This window comes from Shimia abyssi, from assembly GCF_003014475.1.
Taxonomy (GTDB): domain Bacteria; phylum Pseudomonadota; class Alphaproteobacteria; order Rhodobacterales; family Rhodobacteraceae; genus Shimia; species Shimia abyssi.
Window position 1 is genome coordinate 1 of the sequence record NZ_PYGJ01000031.1, and the last position, 17,888, is coordinate 17,888.

Annotated in this window: 14 protein-coding genes and 2 pseudogenes; 8 read left to right on the forward strand and 8 right to left on the reverse strand. The window is 55.9% G+C overall.

What is annotated here, in order from left to right; all coding sequences use genetic code 11:
• Nucleotides 1–104, forward strand: a pseudogene (locus CLV88_RS23530) (integrase catalytic domain-containing protein); the annotation flags it as partial.
• A 135-nt stretch (nt 105–239) separates the two neighbouring features.
• Here the strand turns inward: CLV88_RS23530 and CLV88_RS23825 are convergent.
• The 3 genes and pseudogenes from CLV88_RS23825 to CLV88_RS22345 form a co-directional block, all read right to left on the reverse strand.
• Nucleotides 240–359, reverse strand: a pseudogene (locus CLV88_RS23825) (integrase); the annotation flags it as partial.
• An 829-nt stretch (nt 360–1,188) separates the two neighbouring features.
• Entirely contained in the window at nt 1,189–1,665 is a 477-nt protein-coding gene (locus CLV88_RS22340; protein ID WP_106610625.1) for a hypothetical protein, read from the reverse strand.
• Nucleotides 1,666–2,715: 1,050 nt separating this feature from the next.
• Nucleotides 2,716–3,621 carry a LysR family transcriptional regulator gene (locus CLV88_RS22345; protein WP_106610626.1) on the reverse strand — a complete coding sequence of 302 codons (906 nt, stop codon included), beginning with the start codon at nt 3,619–3,621 and terminating at the stop codon, nt 2,716–2,718.
• 137 nt (nt 3,622–3,758) lie between these two features.
• On the opposite strand from CLV88_RS22345, the gene CLV88_RS22350 reads away from it, so the two are divergent.
• The 6 genes from CLV88_RS22350 (at nt 3,759) to CLV88_RS22375 (ending at nt 11,404) form a co-directional block, all read left to right on the forward strand.
• Entirely contained in the window at nt 3,759–4,850 is a 1,092-nt protein-coding gene (locus tag CLV88_RS22350) for a Bug family tripartite tricarboxylate transporter substrate binding protein (RefSeq protein ID WP_106610627.1), read from the forward strand.
• Nucleotides 4,851–5,002: 152 nt separating this feature from the next.
• On the forward strand, nt 5,003–6,976 hold the full coding sequence (locus CLV88_RS22355; RefSeq protein ID WP_106610628.1) for a tripartite tricarboxylate transporter permease: 1,974 nt from the start codon (nt 5,003–5,005) through the stop codon (nt 6,974–6,976).
• Between the two features lie 9 nt (nt 6,977–6,985).
• Nucleotides 6,986–8,401, forward strand: a complete 1,416-nt coding sequence (locus CLV88_RS22360; RefSeq protein WP_106610629.1) for an MmgE/PrpD family protein — start codon at nt 6,986–6,988, stop codon at nt 8,399–8,401.
• Nucleotides 8,401–9,783 carry an MmgE/PrpD family protein gene (locus tag CLV88_RS22365; RefSeq protein ID WP_106610630.1) on the forward strand — a complete coding sequence of 461 codons (1,383 nt, stop codon included), beginning with the start codon at nt 8,401–8,403 and terminating at the stop codon, nt 9,781–9,783. Before CLV88_RS22360 ends, CLV88_RS22365 begins: the two co-directional genes overlap by 1 nt.
• Nucleotides 9,784–9,788: 5 nt before the next feature.
• Nucleotides 9,789–10,643 (forward strand): universal stress protein, encoded by an 855-nt coding sequence (locus tag CLV88_RS22370; protein ID WP_106610631.1) that lies wholly within the window; start codon nt 9,789–9,791, stop codon nt 10,641–10,643.
• An 8-nt stretch (nt 10,644–10,651) separates the two neighbouring features.
• Nucleotides 10,652–11,404 (forward strand): sulfite exporter TauE/SafE family protein, encoded by a 753-nt coding sequence (locus tag CLV88_RS22375; RefSeq protein ID WP_133170033.1) that lies wholly within the window; start codon nt 10,652–10,654, stop codon nt 11,402–11,404.
• On the opposite strand, the gene CLV88_RS22905 is transcribed toward CLV88_RS22375, so the two are convergent.
• The 5 genes from CLV88_RS22905 to CLV88_RS22395 form a co-directional block, all read right to left on the reverse strand.
• Complete coding sequence (locus CLV88_RS22905) at nt 11,401–11,640, reverse strand: hypothetical protein (protein ID WP_133170034.1); 240 nt, start codon at nt 11,638–11,640, stop codon at nt 11,401–11,403. The genes CLV88_RS22375 and CLV88_RS22905 overlap by 4 nt on opposite strands.
• A gap of 190 nt (nt 11,641–11,830) precedes the next feature.
• Nucleotides 11,831–12,652, reverse strand: a complete 822-nt coding sequence (locus CLV88_RS22380) for an alpha/beta fold hydrolase (RefSeq protein WP_106610633.1) — start codon at nt 12,650–12,652, stop codon at nt 11,831–11,833.
• A gap of 24 nt (nt 12,653–12,676) precedes the next feature.
• Nucleotides 12,677–14,671 carry a tripartite tricarboxylate transporter permease gene (locus tag CLV88_RS22385; protein ID WP_106610634.1) on the reverse strand — a complete coding sequence of 665 codons (1,995 nt, stop codon included), beginning with the start codon at nt 14,669–14,671 and terminating at the stop codon, nt 12,677–12,679.
• A 76-nt stretch (nt 14,672–14,747) separates the two neighbouring features.
• Nucleotides 14,748–15,845, reverse strand: coding sequence for a type 2 periplasmic-binding domain-containing protein (locus tag CLV88_RS22390; RefSeq protein WP_243403763.1), 1,098 nt, complete (start codon nt 15,843–15,845; stop codon nt 14,748–14,750).
• Nucleotides 15,846–15,870: 25 nt separating this feature from the next.
• A complete protein-coding gene (locus tag CLV88_RS22395; protein ID WP_165798980.1) occupies nt 15,871–16,608 on the reverse strand; it encodes a GntR family transcriptional regulator in 738 nt (245 codons plus the stop codon).
• A gap of 63 nt (nt 16,609–16,671) precedes the next feature.
• Between CLV88_RS22395 and CLV88_RS22400 the strand changes: the two genes are divergently transcribed.
• Complete coding sequence (locus CLV88_RS22400) at nt 16,672–17,517, forward strand: amidohydrolase family protein (protein WP_106610635.1); 846 nt, start codon at nt 16,672–16,674, stop codon at nt 17,515–17,517.
• The last annotated feature ends 371 nt before the right edge of the window (nt 17,518–17,888 follow it).

Sequence of the window (17,888 nt, forward strand, 5' to 3'; positions counted from 1 at the left end):
GTGATAATGGGTCCAGTTACGTCTCAGGCGACTTGGCAGAATGGCTACAAGACAAGGGCATGAAGCATTCTCGCGGCGCACCATATCATCCCCAATGCGTAGGTTTTCAGGGTGTTGATCCACTGATCCACATGCTTCCCATTTCGACTTGAAGGGATGACAACCGTCTCGTGGTAGGTTTGAGCGGCGGTCCGAAATAGCATGGAGGTTTCTTCTCCAGACATGGCGACTTTGGGGTCTGGTCCTGCACTTGCAATCCTTCGATATTCAAAGGCTTTGGCTCTCGCATCTGCAAGGCCGACAGGACCCGCCGACCCAAGACCGTAATCCCTTCGAACCCCTTTGACGGTGATGCGCAAGAGCCAGCGTCAAGCGCCGTACTTATCAACAACGAGATACAAGCCGCCACCGTCTGTATGCCGGCTAGGGGGCGCTTTGCTGATAAAACTGGCTGACAATCTCTTTTCGTAGTGAGGCCCCTTGGCCTTCCCAGCCATCGTTTTGCCGCCCATCGATACCCACCCCACAAATTACCCCACATTATTTCTTGTGGGGAACCGCAACCGAAACACAATATCAAGTGTAAAATCACGCCACTTCATAGGCTTGCGGCCGCAAGCCAGGTGAGGGGGGCGATAAATGGCGGAGGAGGTGTCCGCCTAGATTGGCAGTTAACGTCTCGATAATGCTTACATTTGCGAAGTGGTTCTGGGCGGGCCCATATGAGTGCCCATACGAAAGAATCACCCGGCGCTGTGTGCCGCGACTCGGCAGCGGCTGGTTTGATCGCAAAAAATTAGCGATCACCCAAAAGTGAAATTTTTTCACATTCACCGACCACACCCGCGACGGTCAATGCACCCGGCGTTTGCCTCGCTCCTGCGCGACGTACAGCAATCCAAGAAATTCTGTTGTTGCCTGATCGACAGCATTTTGCCGCTCGCTTAGGCGCAAGAGCTCGCGACACAGGCCTTCACCGTCATCGTAGAACCCGCACGGACCCTCGCAGACAGGACATTCATCATCGTGGTTTGCCATTAGAGTTTCCTTCGAGCCGAATAGTTGCCTTCAAGCGCCCGCGCAAATGAGCCTTGGCCGCTTGCCATCGACCGGGTGAACACACCCTCGACTGCGGCCACTGCCATACCGATGATGACGTTCGTGCCCTCATCCGTTGTTGCGGCGCCGTCACATCAGGTCTCTGCCGCTGCGGCTCTTTCCGCCGGTGGCTTCTGGGCTCAAAACTTCGCGTGCTTTCCGCTCGGCTTCAGTCCGCGATGCTGCGGCGCGTTTTTCGTTAAGCGATTTTGAGGTCAGGCCCAGTCTGCGGGCCAGCGAATTGATACTTGAATTTAGATCTTGGACGATCCGTTGGCGAGGGTTCTGGATTGGTGTGAAGCCAGACTTGCCTCCATAGGTGATCAGCCCTTCAGCGCGGAGTTTGTCGTGCTCGCGTACGACGTCTGTCTGCAACTTGCTCAGGTTTGCCAGGCTAATCAGATCGGACGGTGTCCAGTCCGCGTGTGCGCGCTGCTGCTGGAGTTTTTGGTACATGGCGAGGTCGGTCTCGACCGCAGTGCCAGCTTCTTCGGGCCATTCGTGATAAAGCAACGCATGCTGGGCTGCTTTGACCTGATGTGATGTGCTTTCGGTTCGTTGTCCCATGTATCGCTCCAAATCGAGGGCGCCGGGGGGCGCGATAGGGCCATTATAGCGGCTCCCCCCCCCTTTCCTGAAATAATTTTTTGTCAGGTGAAAAAATGCATTAGGAGTTAAAGAAAGCTCCCCTGCGCGGTGGCGGACCCCCGCTTCGGGTTTCACCCCACCCCCGCCCTGGGCGATGCTGCCCGCGTGTCTGGGCGGCATCCGGGCTGGGGGTGGGTGGCTGAGCAGCCAGCGCGCATGAGAGGGGGGCTGTGCGTGGCTGTGTGCAGGTGCTGGGTGGCAGGGTAGTCGGGTTGATACCGGATCGATGGGTATTCGGCAGCACTCTGATGCTGGTGTCCGCGTCAGGCGTGATGTCGGCGTGTGCTGTTGATGAGGGGGATCGGCGCTGTTTGGGCAGCACGGGCTTCGACGGGTGCCCCGTCTGCGGCCGGCTGCTGGTGTCTGGGTTGGGGCGAGTGAGAACTTTGCATTGCGGGTGCTGATATCAGGCTCGGATACTGACGTATCGATGCATCCGTCGTGAGTGCTCGATTTCTCTTCTTGAGGGTGATTTTGTGTGAGGTGTGCTAGGTTAGTACGCACATGCTCAGCACGCGCTGCACACTCCTACAGTCGGTGTCGTGTCGCCGCGTAGCGGCACGACTGTAGGGAGTGTGTGCGAGGTGTGCGGAGTATATAGGGGATTTCACCTTGCACGCACACTTTTTGACTACATTTTGTAGGCTGAAAAAGTTACCTCGGAAAAGAGGAAACGGCCTAGGCTCTGGACCTATAAACCGGTCACGAATGCAACGGCAGCTTTTACCGACACCAGACGTTGGCAAAAATCGAGGCTATGACCGAGTTGCGGGACAAACCTGCCGTTTGCTGGCACCGCTATTGCTGACGCAGCATTTGCTCGCTCATGCAGAACGTTTGTTGTTGCAGCGTGGCGCATGCCTCCGAACCGGTCATTCACGGGCGTCGATTAACTGTGCGAAAACCATCGCTTAGATGAACCGGTAGCCAGGCATGCAAAAACAATCGCGCCGGACCAAAGAAATCGGGCTAGCCATCAGCGCTTTGCATGACCGAGACGGCTACTTCACGAAGTTTCTCGGCAGCCGGGGACAGGGCACGGCCTTTGTAAGTCACAATTCCAAGTTTTCGGCTGACTGTTGGTTCAGAAATTGGGATGATCACAATGTCGAGGTCGCGCCCTGAGAGTCTTATGAGGGAGGGAGTCGCCGCTATTCCAATCCCCCGTGCGACGAGGCTAAGTTGCGAATGGAAATGCCCGACCTGTATGTCGTTCGAAAGCACATCGTAGAGAGTGCCGAGGTGGCGTTGTAGGAGTTTGCGTGTACCGCTCTCCGGCCTAAGCAGGATGAAGTGCTGGTTCTTCACCTCCTCCCAAGTGGTCGACGTTACCGTCGCTAGGGGGTGGTTCTTGTGACAAGCAATGACAAAGCGGTCGTCAATCAATTGCTCGAAGTCTAGCTCAGGATGAGGTTCACCCAGCGTGCCGAGGGCTAATTCAGACTGCCCACTAATGACCCGTTCAAGTGCTTGTGGGCTTGAGTCCTCGTGTACCCTGACACGGATATTTGGGTGGGAGGTTTTGAACCGATCGATGATTTCCGGCAGTAGCGTGTCCGATAACGTCATATTGCAGGACAGCGTGACGATGCCTTTGCGCACCTTCACAAGTTCAGACATGTCGTTAAGCGAGCGGTTGTAGTCTTCGATAATTCGCTTCGCCTTGGGCAAAAATTCCCTCCCAAGGGCTGAAACTGCGACCGAACGAGTGGTCCGATCAAGCAGAGGCGCACCGATGGAGTCTTCAATTTTCTTGATTCGTTTGGATAACGCAGATTGAGTTACAAGTAGTTCTTCCGCGGCCATCGCGAAACTCCCAAGCCTCGCAACGGTGACGAACGCGATAATTTCGCCGAGAGAAGTGTCACGGATCATTTATAAATTCCCATGCCTCACTAATACCTGATTTTTTTGAATTTGTGTAAATTATCGCACGGTGTCAACCTGTTCGAACAATTAATCTTGAACGGCTATCCGAATGAATAGCCGCTTCGACTAAGGGAGGACTATCCATGCTGAGTGGACTAAAGAAACTGCTTATGGGCGCGGCTGCAGCCCTTGCGCTGTCAGCGCCGAACACTGTTTTGGCCGATGACTTCACGCTTGAAGGTCAGACTGTGACCTGGATTGTCGGCTTCAGCGAAGGTGGCGGCACTGACCGCCTGACGCGTCTATTGCAAGCCAAACTGGGAGAGCACCTGCCTGGCAATCCCAACGTAATCGTCCTGAACCAGCCCGGAGGAGGCTCGGTGATTGCATCCAATGGCTTCCATGAAAACGCTCCGAACGACGGGACAATGCTAATCATGGCTTCGACTTCGTCGCTTCTGCCCGTAATCCTTGGTTCGGACGTTGCCAGGTACAACCCAAATGATTGGGTTGCGGTAACGGGCTTTGCTCGTGGCGCCACCATGTACGCGATCAGTGATGACTTGGGGCTTGGCCATGAAGATATGATGGCTGATTATGAAGCTCTGAAGTCCGCTAACATCCGGTTCGGAACAGAAACGCCGCTATCGGCGGAGCTTTTGGATTTCGTGTCAATGGAGATGCTCGGAGTAGACGCTCGTTACATATTCGGTCTGGCTTCTAAGGACGCAGAAGCTGCGTTCCAGCGTGGTGAGATGAACGTAAACACCGACAACGTAAGGTCCTACCTCAAGGACTACGGCGATGATCCCGAGGTTAACCCTGTCTGGAGCTACGGTGTTATTGACGAGAATGGTGACCTGCAGCGCGACCCGGATCTGCCCAATACCCCCACTTTCCCCGAGTTCTATGAAGCGGTGAGGGGCGAAGAACCAAGCGGTACCGCCTATGAGATGCAGCAGGCGCTGATGAATGCCAAGGTAATGCTGTCGAAGGCCGTCATGCTGCCGCCGGGCACGCCCGACAATATCCGTCAGGCCTATATCGACGCGATGAGAAATGTGACGTCTGATCCAGAAATCATCGCCGCGCTCCCCCGCGAGATCGGTTCCATGCCCTTGAACTTTGGCGACGAAACTCAACAGGCCATGGCCACCGGTACGGCAATTGCTCCGGAAGTCCGCGAATGGGCTGCAGAGTTCCTGATGGAGCGCTTCGATACCTCCCTGAACTAGACCTATAGTTCAAACCTAGTTGGGCGGGGCCATTTCGGCGCCGCCCCGCTTTGACCGGCGGCTATTCCGGTAGCCAAACGATACACTCACGCAGCGTCCGCTAAACCCACAGGTCGGCGACGCAAAAAAAATACCAAACGGGGAAGAGTGATATGTACGAAGCAGCGATCGCCGCGCTGGCTCAACTGGCCACACTCCAGACAATGCTGGCCCTCTTGGCCGGGGTCATCGTTGGACTCGTGGTTGGAATCCTGCCGGGACTTGGCGGCACGGCTGGCCTGGCCCTTCTTCTTCCAATCGTCTTCGGTATGGAGCCAAGTTCTGCGCTAGCTATGATGATTGGCCTTCTTGCGGTGACGACGACCTCCGACACTTTTCCCTCGGTGCTGATGGGCATCCCCGGTACATCCGGATCCCAGGCCACGGTGCTCGATGGGTTCCCGATGACGAAGAAAGGCGAAGGCACGCGGGCTCTTTCTATCGCGTTTATTTCGTCACTTTTTGGCGGCATCTTCGGCGCCTTTGTTCTGTCCTTCGCCGTTGTATTTGCGACGCCCATCATCCTGCAGATTGGGTTCGGTGAGCAGTTGATGCTGGTGATCCTTGCGCTTTCGATGGTCGGCATCCTCACGGGAGCGAACATTTGGAAAGGGCTGGCAGCCTGCAGTCTCGGTCTCTTGCTGGGTGCGCTGGGATCAGCGCCGCTCTCCGGTGTTCAGCGCGCCGCGTTTGGCACGGAATACCTGCTCGATCCGTTGCCCCTCGTTATTATTGGTCTTGCGATGTTCGCGACGCCCGAGATTGTGGATCTTCTGCGCCGCCAGTCGACAATTTCCGAAACTGGCCGATTGGAGCGCACAGGGTGGGCGAAAGGGTTCCACGATTGGAGGAAGAACTGGTGGCTGTCCCTACGCTGCTCAATGATTGGCTCGCTGATCGGAGCGTTGCCGGGGCTAGGCGGTAGCGTGGTGGACTGGATCGCCTACGGCCACGCAGTCCAGACGACAAAAAACCGCGAGAGCTACGGGACGGGTGACCCGCGCGGTGTTGTGGCACCGGAATCTGCAAACAACGCCAAAGAAGGCGGGGCGCTTGTCCCAACCCTTCTCCTAGGAATCCCTGGCTCGGGCAGTATGGCGATCCTGCTTGGCGGGCTGATCCTGATCGGCATCGAGCCGGGAAAGGACATGATCGATAACAACATGGACAAGGTCTATCTGATGATCTGGTCCATCGCGGTGGCCAATATCGTGGGCGCGGGCATCTGTTTCTTTCTAGCCCCGCAGATCGCGCGGATCACAACGATCAAATACACCCTGATCGCTCCGTTCATGATTGGCCTAATCTTTTTTGCCGCCTTTCAGGCGACGCGGAACTGGGGCGACCTGATTGCGCTGTTGCTGCTTTCGGTTCTTGGGATTTACATGAAACGCTTCGGCTGGTCGCGGCCTGCGCTCTTGATTGGATTTGTGTTGTCGACCCGCGTTGAGGCCTCGGTATACCAGACGGTCACGCTCTACGGGATCACGTTCATCGAGCGCCCGATCGTTCAATTCCTTATCGTGCTGACGGCCCTTTCGATCGCGCTTGCCGTCTTCTTCAAACAAAAGAGCTCAGAGCCAGTCACTGTCGACGGCCCGCACAGCCATTTGCGGCTTGTGCCGCAGTGGGCTTTCGTCATCGGGGTCATCGCGCTCTCGCTTTATGTCTTTCAGGACGCGTTGAAATTCAACTCGCTTACCGGGATGTATCCATTGGTCGCCTCGGTCAGCACTCTGGTGTTCCTGGCACCTGTGGTTCTGATGATGGCCTTCAAGCGCGCACCGTCCGATTTCTTCTACGATGCAGAACTGAAATCCGTGCCCGAAGGGGGGCGCTCGGCAGAGTTCTACATCGGAATGCTGATCGTGATGCTTCTGTTTTCGGGGATCGTCGGCTTCGTACTCGGCATTGCGACCTTCATCGCGCTGTTTCTTTATCGCGCGGCGCATGTCCTCTGGTGGAAGGCAATCCTAGGCGGGGTCGGATTCATTCTCTTTCTCGGGATCATCTCCGATCAACTCACCCTGCGCTACCCAACCGGCCTTCTGCAAAACTACCTCTCCCTTCCCTGGCCTCTTCAATAGGATCGACCCATGGCTCTTGACCAAACCGCCAAAAACGGCGTCACCCACGAACTGGTGAAATTCGCCCTCGGCACCAACTATGCAGACCTGCCAAGCGAAGCCATCGAGATCGCCAAACGCTGCATCGTGGATGGCACGGCTTGCATGATGGCTGGCTCGAAGGAACCTGCACCGGACATTCTGCGCAGACTCGCCCGCCAAGTCGGTGGTGCCGAAGAGGCGCGTACACTTGGCAAAGACAGCATGCGCGTGCCGCTTCACGTCGCGGCCCAAATCAACGGAATGTCGGGCCATGCGCTGGATTTCGATGATACGGCGCTGTCCGAGGAAAAAGACCGGTCCGTCCTCATTCACCCGACCGTTCAACCGCTTTCGGCTTGTTTTGCGGTCGGCGAACACTTGAACGTCTCGGCGGAGGAGTTCCTGACCGCGTTCATTCTGGGCTTTGAGGTGCAGGTGAAGATTGCCGAGGCTATCAATGCCGACCACTTCACGGGCGGGCGCGGATTTCACACCAGCGGCACAATCGGCATCTTCGGGGCGACGATCGCCGCCGGGAAGCTTCTTGGGCTGGATTACAAACAGATGTCAAATGCCATGGGTATGGCCTCGACGATGTCGGCAGGTGTGGGGGCCAATCACGGCACCATGTCGAAGCCGCTGAATATGTCGCGCGCAGCTGAAAACGGGGTGACAGCTGCCCGTTTTGCCTCGCTCGGGATGGATGGGCCGGCCCACGCGCTCGAAGCCGGGCGCGGTTTCTTCGAGGCCTTCGGTGGTGGGTATGATCCCACCAAGATCATCGGGCGCATGGGCGACCCTTGGGCGATCATCTATCCCGGTACGTCGATCAAGCCCTACCCCAGCGGCGTGGTGGGCCATCCCGGCATGGATACGATGAAGAAACTCGTCGAGAAGCACGACATCAAGCCCGAGGACGTCGAGAAAATCGAGGTCCGTACAGGCGCAAACGTGATTACCCCCGGACCGCTGCGAATCCCTCATGCGAATAACGAGCTGGAAGCGAAATTCTGTGTTGCGTTCCAGATGGCCGCCATTGTTCTGCGTCGTAAGGCCGGGCTTGCCGAGTTTTCCGACGCCTTCGTGCAGTCTCCCGAATGCCAGGAGATGCAGACAAAGGTGACGGCAGAACTGGACCCCGAGATCGTAGAGATGGGAAAGGGCGTCATCGTCGCCCGCATCACACTGACGACCAAAGATGGGCACACATATTTTGAGCAGTCCGATCCGCACTACCGGGGTGGGCCGAAAAACCCGCTGACCTATGAAGAGGTTTCGGACAAGTTCAGGGACGCCTCAGCCGGCGTTCTGAGCGAGGAAAAGATGGAAGCGTTTCTCAAGCTCGCCCGCGACTTTGAAACCCTGCCGGGCCTCAGTGACATCATGGATACGGTCTCTGCCTGATGCCCAAGAACGATCCTGACATGCGAGCCCCTGAGGGCACGACGCAGACGGTGGCGGACTATATCACGTCCGTCGCCGGTCAGGACCTGCCGGTCGAGGTTGCAACGAAGACCAAGTGCCATCTGCTCGACACGCTGGCCGCCGTCATCTCGGGCGCGCACCTGAAAGCGGGACGGCTGGCGACGGGGTTCATCGCGACCCAGGGCGGCACGCCCGAAGCAACGGTCTGGGGCTCCGATATCCGGACAACGGCAATCAATGCCGCATTGGCCAACGGGATTTCGGGCCACGCTGACGAAACCGACGACAGCCATCTCGAAGGCCGATTTCATCCCGGTTGTGCGGTTGTGCCGGCAGCCCTTGCCGTGGGCGAGGCTCGCGGGGCATCGGGCAAGGCGGTTCTGAACGCGGTGGCGGCGGGCTACGATATAGGTGCGCGATTTTCGATGGCTTTGGGGGTTTCGGGTCCCCGGACGGCAACCCACAGCACCCACAGCCTAGGGGCCCTTTTTGGGGCATCGGCGGCTGCCTCGTCACTGATGGGATTTGATAAGCAAAAGGCGGCCTCTGCGCTATCCTACACAATCCAGCAAGCCAGCGGCATCCCTTATTGGGAACGCGATCGCGAGCATGTCGAGAAAGCCTTCGACTTCGGCGGCATGGGCGCGCGCAATGGTGTGGCTGCAGCGTTGATGGTCGAGGCCGGGCTGACTGGGGTTCAGGACCCGCTGGAGGGCAAGCTAAACTATCTTTCGGCATTTGCCGAAAATCCTGACGCGGATGTCCTGATCGCTGGCCTCGGCACGCGTTTCGAGATCATGGAGGCGTCGATCAAAAAATGGTGCGTCGGCTCGCCAATTCAGGCGGCCCTCGACGCGGCCATGGCACTTCTGGATCAAGGGCTCGACATTGCTGATATTGAAACGATCGATCTCATCATGCCCGATGACCGTCTGACAATCGTCGACAACCGTGACATGCCGGATGTCTGCCTTCAGCATATGGTTGCCCTCACGCTGATCGACGGCGGCGCGAGTTTCTTGACCAGCCATGACAAAGCAAGAATGCGCGATCCGGCCGTTCTGGCCTTGCGCGAAAAGATGACGGTCATTCCGTCCCATGAACTCACAATCGCGCGGCCAGCCCGGCAGGCAATCTTAGAGATCGGTACCAAGGGTGGTGCCACGTTCAGCCATCATACCAAGGTCGTCTACGGCACGCCGGGCAACCCGATGTCGCCTGAGGACGTACAGACAAAAGCGCTCGAACTAATATCGCCGATCCTTGGAAGTAAAGTGTCCAATGCTATCGCCGACGCTGTTTGGAGCCTTGAGGAAATTAAAGACATCAACGCGTTGGCGGCCATCACTAAAGGGGAATAACACTCATGGATCCCAAAGTCATTCTAATGCCGGTTTATTCGCGCGGCAACGAGATCGAACGTTTACGGGGTGCCCTGTCGCTCGCCCGTCACTTCAACGCTCACCTCAAGGTCATTTTTGCTCAGTCGAAACCAAGCGACCTGCTTGGGACAGAGCTTTTTGCTCTGTCGGCCACCGTGCGCGAGCAGGTCACTTCGATCATGGATGGCGATGCGAACCAGAACCGCGGCGAGTTGAGGGAAAACTTTGAACAGCTTTGCAACGAGAACCACGTTGTCGTTTCGGTTAAGCCTGAAGACGGGTTGCCAACGGCGTCCTGGTACGAGATCAACGGAGCAAGAAGCGAACTTGTCGCGGTTCATGGTCGGGTCAGTGATCTTATCGTGATCCCGCATTCAAAATCGGGCGATGCGACCGCGACATTCGAAGAGGCTATCCTTCACACCGGGCGGCCCGTTTTTCTCGTGCCGCGCGGCATGAGGGAGATTGAAATCACTAAGGCCCTCATCGGCTGGGATGGCGGGCTGGAATGCACAAAGGCAGTCCGGCAGGCGCTGCCCTTCCTCAAGCGCGCCTCGGGTGTGATTATTGGGGCCAGAACAGACACCCCATCGGATAGACCGACCGCACGGGATGCAGCCGATTACCTAGCCTATCATGGAGTATCCGCTGAGATTCAGCTTCTTGACGAAAAGGCCGCGTCCACCGGCGCCGCCCTTCTCAATCTGGCGACCGGCCAGAGTTGCGATTTGCTTGTGACAGGCGCCTACGCGCATACCCGCTTGCGCCACAGGCTTCTGGGTGGCGTCACAAGCCACATGCTCAAACACGCAGAGATCCCAGTGCTGATGGCGCACTGACGCCCAGAGTGTCCGATGCAATGCTCTTCGAGTACGCTATGATAGCGGCGGCGGCCTTTGCCGGAGCCCTCGTCAGTGGTTTGGGGGGCTTTGGCGGTTCATTCATCATCGTCATTGTACTGACCCCGGTGGTCGGGCCTAAAGCGGTCATCCCCCTGATCGCGGTCTATGCGATCTGCGCGAATCTTTCTCGCATTTATTTTTACTGGCGCACGATTGCCTGGAAGCCTGCGATCCAGTTCACGGTCGCGTCATTACCCGGCATTTATCTTGGCGCGAGCTTCCTGCGCGAGATACCGGATGACTACTTTCTTGGCTTTCTCGGCGCGGTTCTGATCCTGATCTTGCCTGTGCGCCGCTATCTGAAGCGCACCTCGTTTCAGCCGGGCATCAAAACGATTGCCGGTCTAGGGCTGGCCTTCGGGTTTATGAGCGGAACGGCCGCCGGATCGGGCATGCTGGTCATCGCGTTTTTCAATAGCATCGGCCTAAGCGGACCGCTTCTGCTGGGGACTGACGCTGTAATCGGCCTCGCCAACGCGCTGTCGAGATCAGGCACCTTCTACGGCATGGGGCTCTTGGACCAACGGCTGATCCTACTTGGTCTCTTTATGGGGCTGGTCACGTTCCCCGGAACATGGGTTGCAAGCCGTTTGGTCCGCTTGATGGGCACACGCGCGCATAATCATCTGATCGAAGGATTGATCGCGGTGGCTGGCGTGGTTTTCATCTACAAGGCCTTCGTCGGACCTGAGTTTTAGCCCCTGCACACGATCTCAAGTCGTGCCAGCGTTGTGCTGGCTAGCGCGCGTTCGGGGTGAGCTTCCCCGGCATCTAGCCGTTCTGGCACTGTGCTACGATCGCGCATTGGGCTGCCTTCAAGGGCCGGAATGACCATTTTGCGGAGCGTAGGCCCGGTTGAGGCGTTCGTTGTTCCGCCGGGAATAGTAAACAACAAAAGTCGAGACTTCGCCTGCCAATCCTCGATCTGCAGCAATATGAGAATCTCCCGATAGCCTTGGCTGCCTTAGCTCTCGGTGAGGCGGATCAGGGCCAGTCGAAGATCGTCATCGTTCCTCGGAATTGCATGGTATTGCGTCCAACCGCGTGCGTGACATTGCGTCTTGGATTGACCCAACTGAACCTACTAAGCCCAATATTTCGACTTTGACGTCGACGAGGCTGGCTTAGATCTGGTCCAGAAACTCTAGCAATTTGGTCGTGCAGAAGTAGGGATGGCTCAAGTGGATCATGTGAAACCGAGTCGGAGCATGCCAAATACGAAAATCCGCCAAACCCTCATGCAGCAAGCCAATCTGCTGTTCGCTCGTTATTTGCCCGCTCGTTGGGTACAGGCCGAGCACTGGCACGTGAATCTTGGGGAGAAAATCCTTGGCGTTGGCTGCGTTGACAATTTTGGACATCGCAATTTGGGTGGTGGCGTCGCCTTTGGAAAACTCTTCCACGTACCAATCAAATAGACCTGGGTTCTCTTCTTGCGACAGCCGCGTGATTCTGGTGGTCTCCGCGACCCACTTGCGAATTCCAAGCTGCTCCATCGCCTCGATGCGCGATCCAAATCCCAAGGAGTACTTTTGTTTCATCTTCGTTTCGATGAAAACCGGCGCCGCAACCAGCGTCAGTGATTCCACCCGGTCCGGGTGCTGAGCGGCCAGCGCCATGCCTAAAATGCCTCCCATGGACTCGCCACAGAAATGTACTTTTGGGATTTTCAAATGGTCCAGCAAGCGGAGAATGTCCTCGATCAGAGCCTCAACGCTCAACTGCTTCTCCGGATCGCTGATCGTAGAGGATTTGCCGAGCCCCCGCATATCGGGTCGGATCACCGCATATTTTGCTGCCAGAGCTGGCACCCAACGGTACCAGAAATCACCGGAGCGACCATTGCCGTGCTGCAAAAAGATGGGCGTCTTCTTGTCCCAAGGATCGCTGAAGTCATCCAGGTGGTAGTGCAGTTGCAAATTGCCAGAAACAGGGAGCATGGGCATGGATTTCTTCCGTCCTTAAGAGCCTCAGAAACCTATCTGAAACATTGGAATGACACTTTGTGGGAGATCTCGTCCCAACAGTTCGGACAATCCGACAACCAACCCAGCGCCGATCAACCCGCCAGAGACCGCTTTGTACCAGAGGACGTTTGCCCGAAAGATAAGGAATAGCGAAACGAAAAGTGTCGCGCCAATTGCAAATCCGAACGATGCTATCATGCCGACCAGCCCAACGATCCAAAACAAACCCTGCCAAATCGAACGCGGGGGAAGTGTCTCCGCGGCCTCTGCATCATAATGCAGCGACGGCGACTCCGCGTTTCGCCAGACCTGCCAGATCAAAACAAACGCGGCTAACAACCCAAGTGCTGAAACAGAGATTGGGAAGATCTGGTCTATAAAGCTAGACAGCCCCATGGAATCAATCATTGCAAAGGCAAGAACAGCAGCAACGAATACTGCGAAAATTAACGGCGCTGTTCTGGAACCGAACGGAGGGGTATGATCCTCACCTTGCGGCTTATTCCGCATTGCGAGCCACAGAGACCCTGCAATCACAATCAGAATACAAATCCCGACCGGAGAGAGAAGATACGCAAGAGCAGAGGACCATCCGCCGATTGTGTGCCGAACGGTTGCGATTTGGGTCGCCTGATACGTGTAAACTTCTGCTTGGCTAGCGAGGACAAATCCAATCAAGAAGGCGGGTCGTGGCCAATCAAACCGCTTGAGCATAATGCCAAGTATGCCGACACAAACCAAAGCAACAAGGTCCCACATCGTTCGTCCTGACTGGAATGCAGTGAACGAAATCACGATTAACAGGAATGGAGCGAATAACGGGAATGGGATCGTGGTGAGACGCGCAATCCCGCCAGATAGGGCAATCGCCAATCCAGCACCTACAACATTTGCGAGCGCAAGTGACCAAACGATCGAATAGGTAAGCGGCAACTCTTGGCGCATCATCGCCGGGCCTGCTTCGATGCCCAACAAAACCATGCCCGCAAGGAAAACCGCCATCGCGCCAGAGCCGGGCACGCCAAAGAGCAGCGTCGGGACGAGACCGCCCCCTTCTTTGGCATTGTTGGCACTTTCCGGCCCGATCACGCCGCGAATTTCGCCCTTGCCAAAACGCGATCTGTCTTTGGTGGTTTGAACCGTATGCCCGTAGGCGATCCAATCAACGACGGCGCCACCCAATCCGGGAATAACCCCTACAATCACGCCAATCGTTGCGCATCGGATCGACAGCCATTTGTTTTGCCACCAGTCCCGAATGCCTTCGAACCAACCTGATCCCAAACCCCCGGATTTGGAAATCGGCTTATCTTCCCGCAAAAGCCCCAATATTTCAGGGATCGCGAAAATACCCAGACCGACAATGACAAGCGTCAACCCGTCTTGAAGATACCAGTTGCCGAATGTCATGCGTTGTGACCCTTCGGCAGGCGCTTCCCCGATGGATGCCACAATCATGCCCAAGGCAACAGCGATCAGCCCTTTCAACGGGCTGCGACCTGATAGCACCGACACCATCGAGAAACCAAGAATCGTAAGAAGCAAAAGCTCTGGCACCCCGAAAGATAGGACCAATGGCCGCGCCACAAGAATAAAGACACTCAGAACCGCAGCGCCAAACAATCCGCCAAATAGAGAGGACATAAACGCTGCTGACAACGCGCGCGCTGCGTGCCCTTGGCTTGATAAAGGGAAGCCGTCCAAAACAGTGGCCTGAGACGCCGCAGAACCCGGAATCCCCAAAAGCACACTTGCGAATGTATCAGACGTCGGAATGACAGCCACCAGTCCGATCATCAATGCAAGACCAGACGCGGTGTCCAGCCCGTAGACAAATGGAAGGACGAGAGACAAGCCCGCGATGCCGCCAAGACCCGGCAAAACACCCACACATAGGCCGACCACAACACCCAAACACAGATAGAGAAATGTTGATGGCGTTGCGATAATGCCCGCGGCCTCGGCCAAGGCGGGCAGTGCTGTATTGAGAAGATCCACGGGCTACCCCTCGTTCTTATAATTTAAGAACCGGGCAATCGCTGCGACCACCCGGTTGTCTGAAGGGTTTGATCAATCAAAGATCAACGTTGAACTTCTCACGTAGCCAATTGACGACCCAGCCCCGCGTGTCTTCAGAGATAGTTGTGCCAAGTTTCAACTGTATCTCTGCAGTCTCGCCTGTGCCCTGTGGATAGACACCCAGCTCCTTGCCTGAGGATGCGATGAAGTCAGCGTTTGCCACGACCTCTTCAAAGGCTGCTTCATAGGCAGCAACGATTTCATCAGAGGTGCCGTCCGGCAGGAAAACCATTTTCTGAGCCGAGAAACCAGCAACAAAGAACGCCTTCCAAGCTTCCCATTCAGGGCCGGCCGGCGCCTCGCCTGTAACCTTCTCAAGGATTTCCACGAAGGTCGGGATATCCGGGAAAGTCGGATCACGAACGATATCCCCATCTGCGTCAACCGCACCGAAGGAAAACAGAGGTGCGGCGAGCCCTTGCTCAACCAAGGGCACAACGCGTGAGAGATACCCAGACGAGGTTTGCCAATCGATGTTGGCTTCACCACGCTCAAACATCAAACGGCCTTCGCCCCGACCCGAAATGCCGAACACCGGCCGTGCATCTAAGCCAAGCATCTCAAATCCAAGAAGCGGAACCAAATCCAGACGGGTCGCGCCCTGGGAACCCAGAAGGAAGATGTTCTCAGCCATTGTTGCAACAGGATCAGCCGCAAACGCTTCGGAGATCTCAGGCGTTGAATAAACAATGCCGCCCGTGGATGAAACCAGCACAACCGACCAATCAGAGTATTCATATTCAACGCGTGGATCACCCAACAGGTATGGCAACTGAGTGGAGCCGCCGCTTCCGAAGATGGTCAGCCCGTCCGGGTCGACACGTTGTGCAAAGTGGTTCGCGCCACGAGTTGACCCAGCGCCTGGCATATTGATAACGGCCACCGTTGGCTTGCCAGGAAGCGCTTCAGAAAGGAATGGCGCATAAAAACGCGCCCAGCGATCTGATCCGCCTCCTTCATTGAAAGGGATAATCCACTCAACTGTTTCACCTTCGAAACTTACGTCGGCTTGCGCACCCGACACTGCAAAAGACATCGCACCTAAAGCGAGGCCAAACGCCGCGTGTCGTGTATTCGAGAATAGTTCTTTCATGTTTGCCCCCTCAGAGCGCTTCGAGTTAGCGAATACTCGCGTGGTAATTGAATTCTTTCGCCAGCCCTCGGCTGCGCCTCCACTCCAACGCGACATCGTCGTAGGCATAGGCGATCCGATCGATAACGATGACCGGTTCCGATGGTTCGATCTGGAGAATGGACGAGAACTCGACTCCCGCAGCTTCGGCCGTCAGATACTCTTCGGCACGAGCTACGATCTGACCGCATTCGCGATCGTAAACTGGGTAAAGAAGCGGGCCGATTTCCCGCTCTTCAATCTCTAGGAATGCTGAAAAGCGCGGGAGTGGAAGCCAAATTTCCTCGACAAGCACTGGCTTTGAGTCAACCAGACGCAACCGGTTCATGAAGATCGCATCTGCACCAACGTCAATCGAAAGCGCCTGCGCAACATGTTCGGGTGCTGGCAGAAGCAACCGTCGCAAAATGCGGCTTTCTGGCTCTAGATCCAACCCATCGGCGCCCAAGAACCGAAAGAACCGAAACATTGAACTGTCAAATCTTGGATGGCGTACAAAGGTACCTTTTCCGTGCTGACGCTCCAGTATTCGTTCATCAACTAGGATAGCGATGGCTTGGCGCACTGTTCCGGGTGCAAGATCGTAATGCATTGCAAGCTCTGCTTCGGAGGCGATCTGATCGCCTGGCCTGCGCTTTCCAAGTGCGATTTCCGTGCGAATGCTGTCCGCAAGCCGCATGTACTTCGGCAACCTGTCATCTCCTGAAAGCACACTGCCTTGCATCATTGACCTCCTAAACCCTGGCACCTATACTCCTCTATAGGACTATAGGAGTCAATATTAAACATGAAACTAACCGGCGCCAACGTTCTCATGGACGAACCAAGCGGAGACTTTGACGCTCACGTCCATGTTTTTGAGAGGGATTTGCCGTTCGCCCCGGGGCGGCGCTACACACCTACTAACTCAGCAACTCTGCCTATGTTGTCAGACAACCTAAGAACAATTGGTCTAGACGGGGCCTTGTTGGTACAGCCGAGCTTTCTTGGATGCGATAATTCTTATATGATTGAGGCACTTGAAGTCGGGAAGAACTCCGATCTCACATTTCGTGGGGTGGCCGTCGTAAGCCAAGATGCGTCGGAGCAAGAACTTGTCGATTTGGCGAAAGCTCAAGTAATTGGCCTGCGTCTTAATCTCATAAAACGAGATCAAATTGAGCGATTCAACATAGAGGATTGGTCGAACGTACTGAGCGTAGCTAACACACTCGGTTGGCATGTGGAATTACATTGCGAAAGTCATGATATCCTCTCAATTCTTCCGGCGCTCCTAGACCGCTGTGAAAGAATCGTCATTGATCATTTCGGTAGACCAAACCAATCGGCACCACTCGAATGTCCCGGTTTCAAGTATCTCGTGGGCAATAGATCCGGTCAGCTTTTTGTGAAAGTTTCAGCGCCTTATCGTGTGTTTCCAAGCAGCCCAACAAGTGCCTTACACAACAAAGCAGCTCCTCTTTTCTCGGAACTCCTTTCGGCGCTAGGCCCTTCCCGTTTGATGTGGGGCAGCGATTGGCCGTGGACACAGCACGAACATCTTGGACTCTCCTACGAGAAAACGAGAGCTTGGTATTCGTCCTGGGTGAACGAAACCCAAAACGACGATGGCGCTCAGCTCTCGAGAGATTGATTTCACAGGGAGCCTGCCTTGAGCCGGTCAGAGGGCATGCCAAGCGTTTGTGCGCTGAAAATGAACGGCAGCTAGGTCCCGCGACCTGTGAATTCCTCGCCAAAACATCGCTGCATCATGAACGAACGGCGGCTATCTCTGCCGCCCCGCAGCGTTGTAGATTGAGCACTTGCAGCGATTTTCGCGCTGCGCGCGCTCGCAGCGAAAAAAGTGAATTCACAAGTTGGGCTCTTACCAGACCTTAGCTGCGCGGGGCATCGACGGCAGCTAAGCGGAGAGGCTGTGTGAAAACTCCCCCATTCTGACCGGACTGATGGTATAATTTCTGTATTTGGTACGGAGGTTGTTGATGACGCAATTTATCGAGGGTC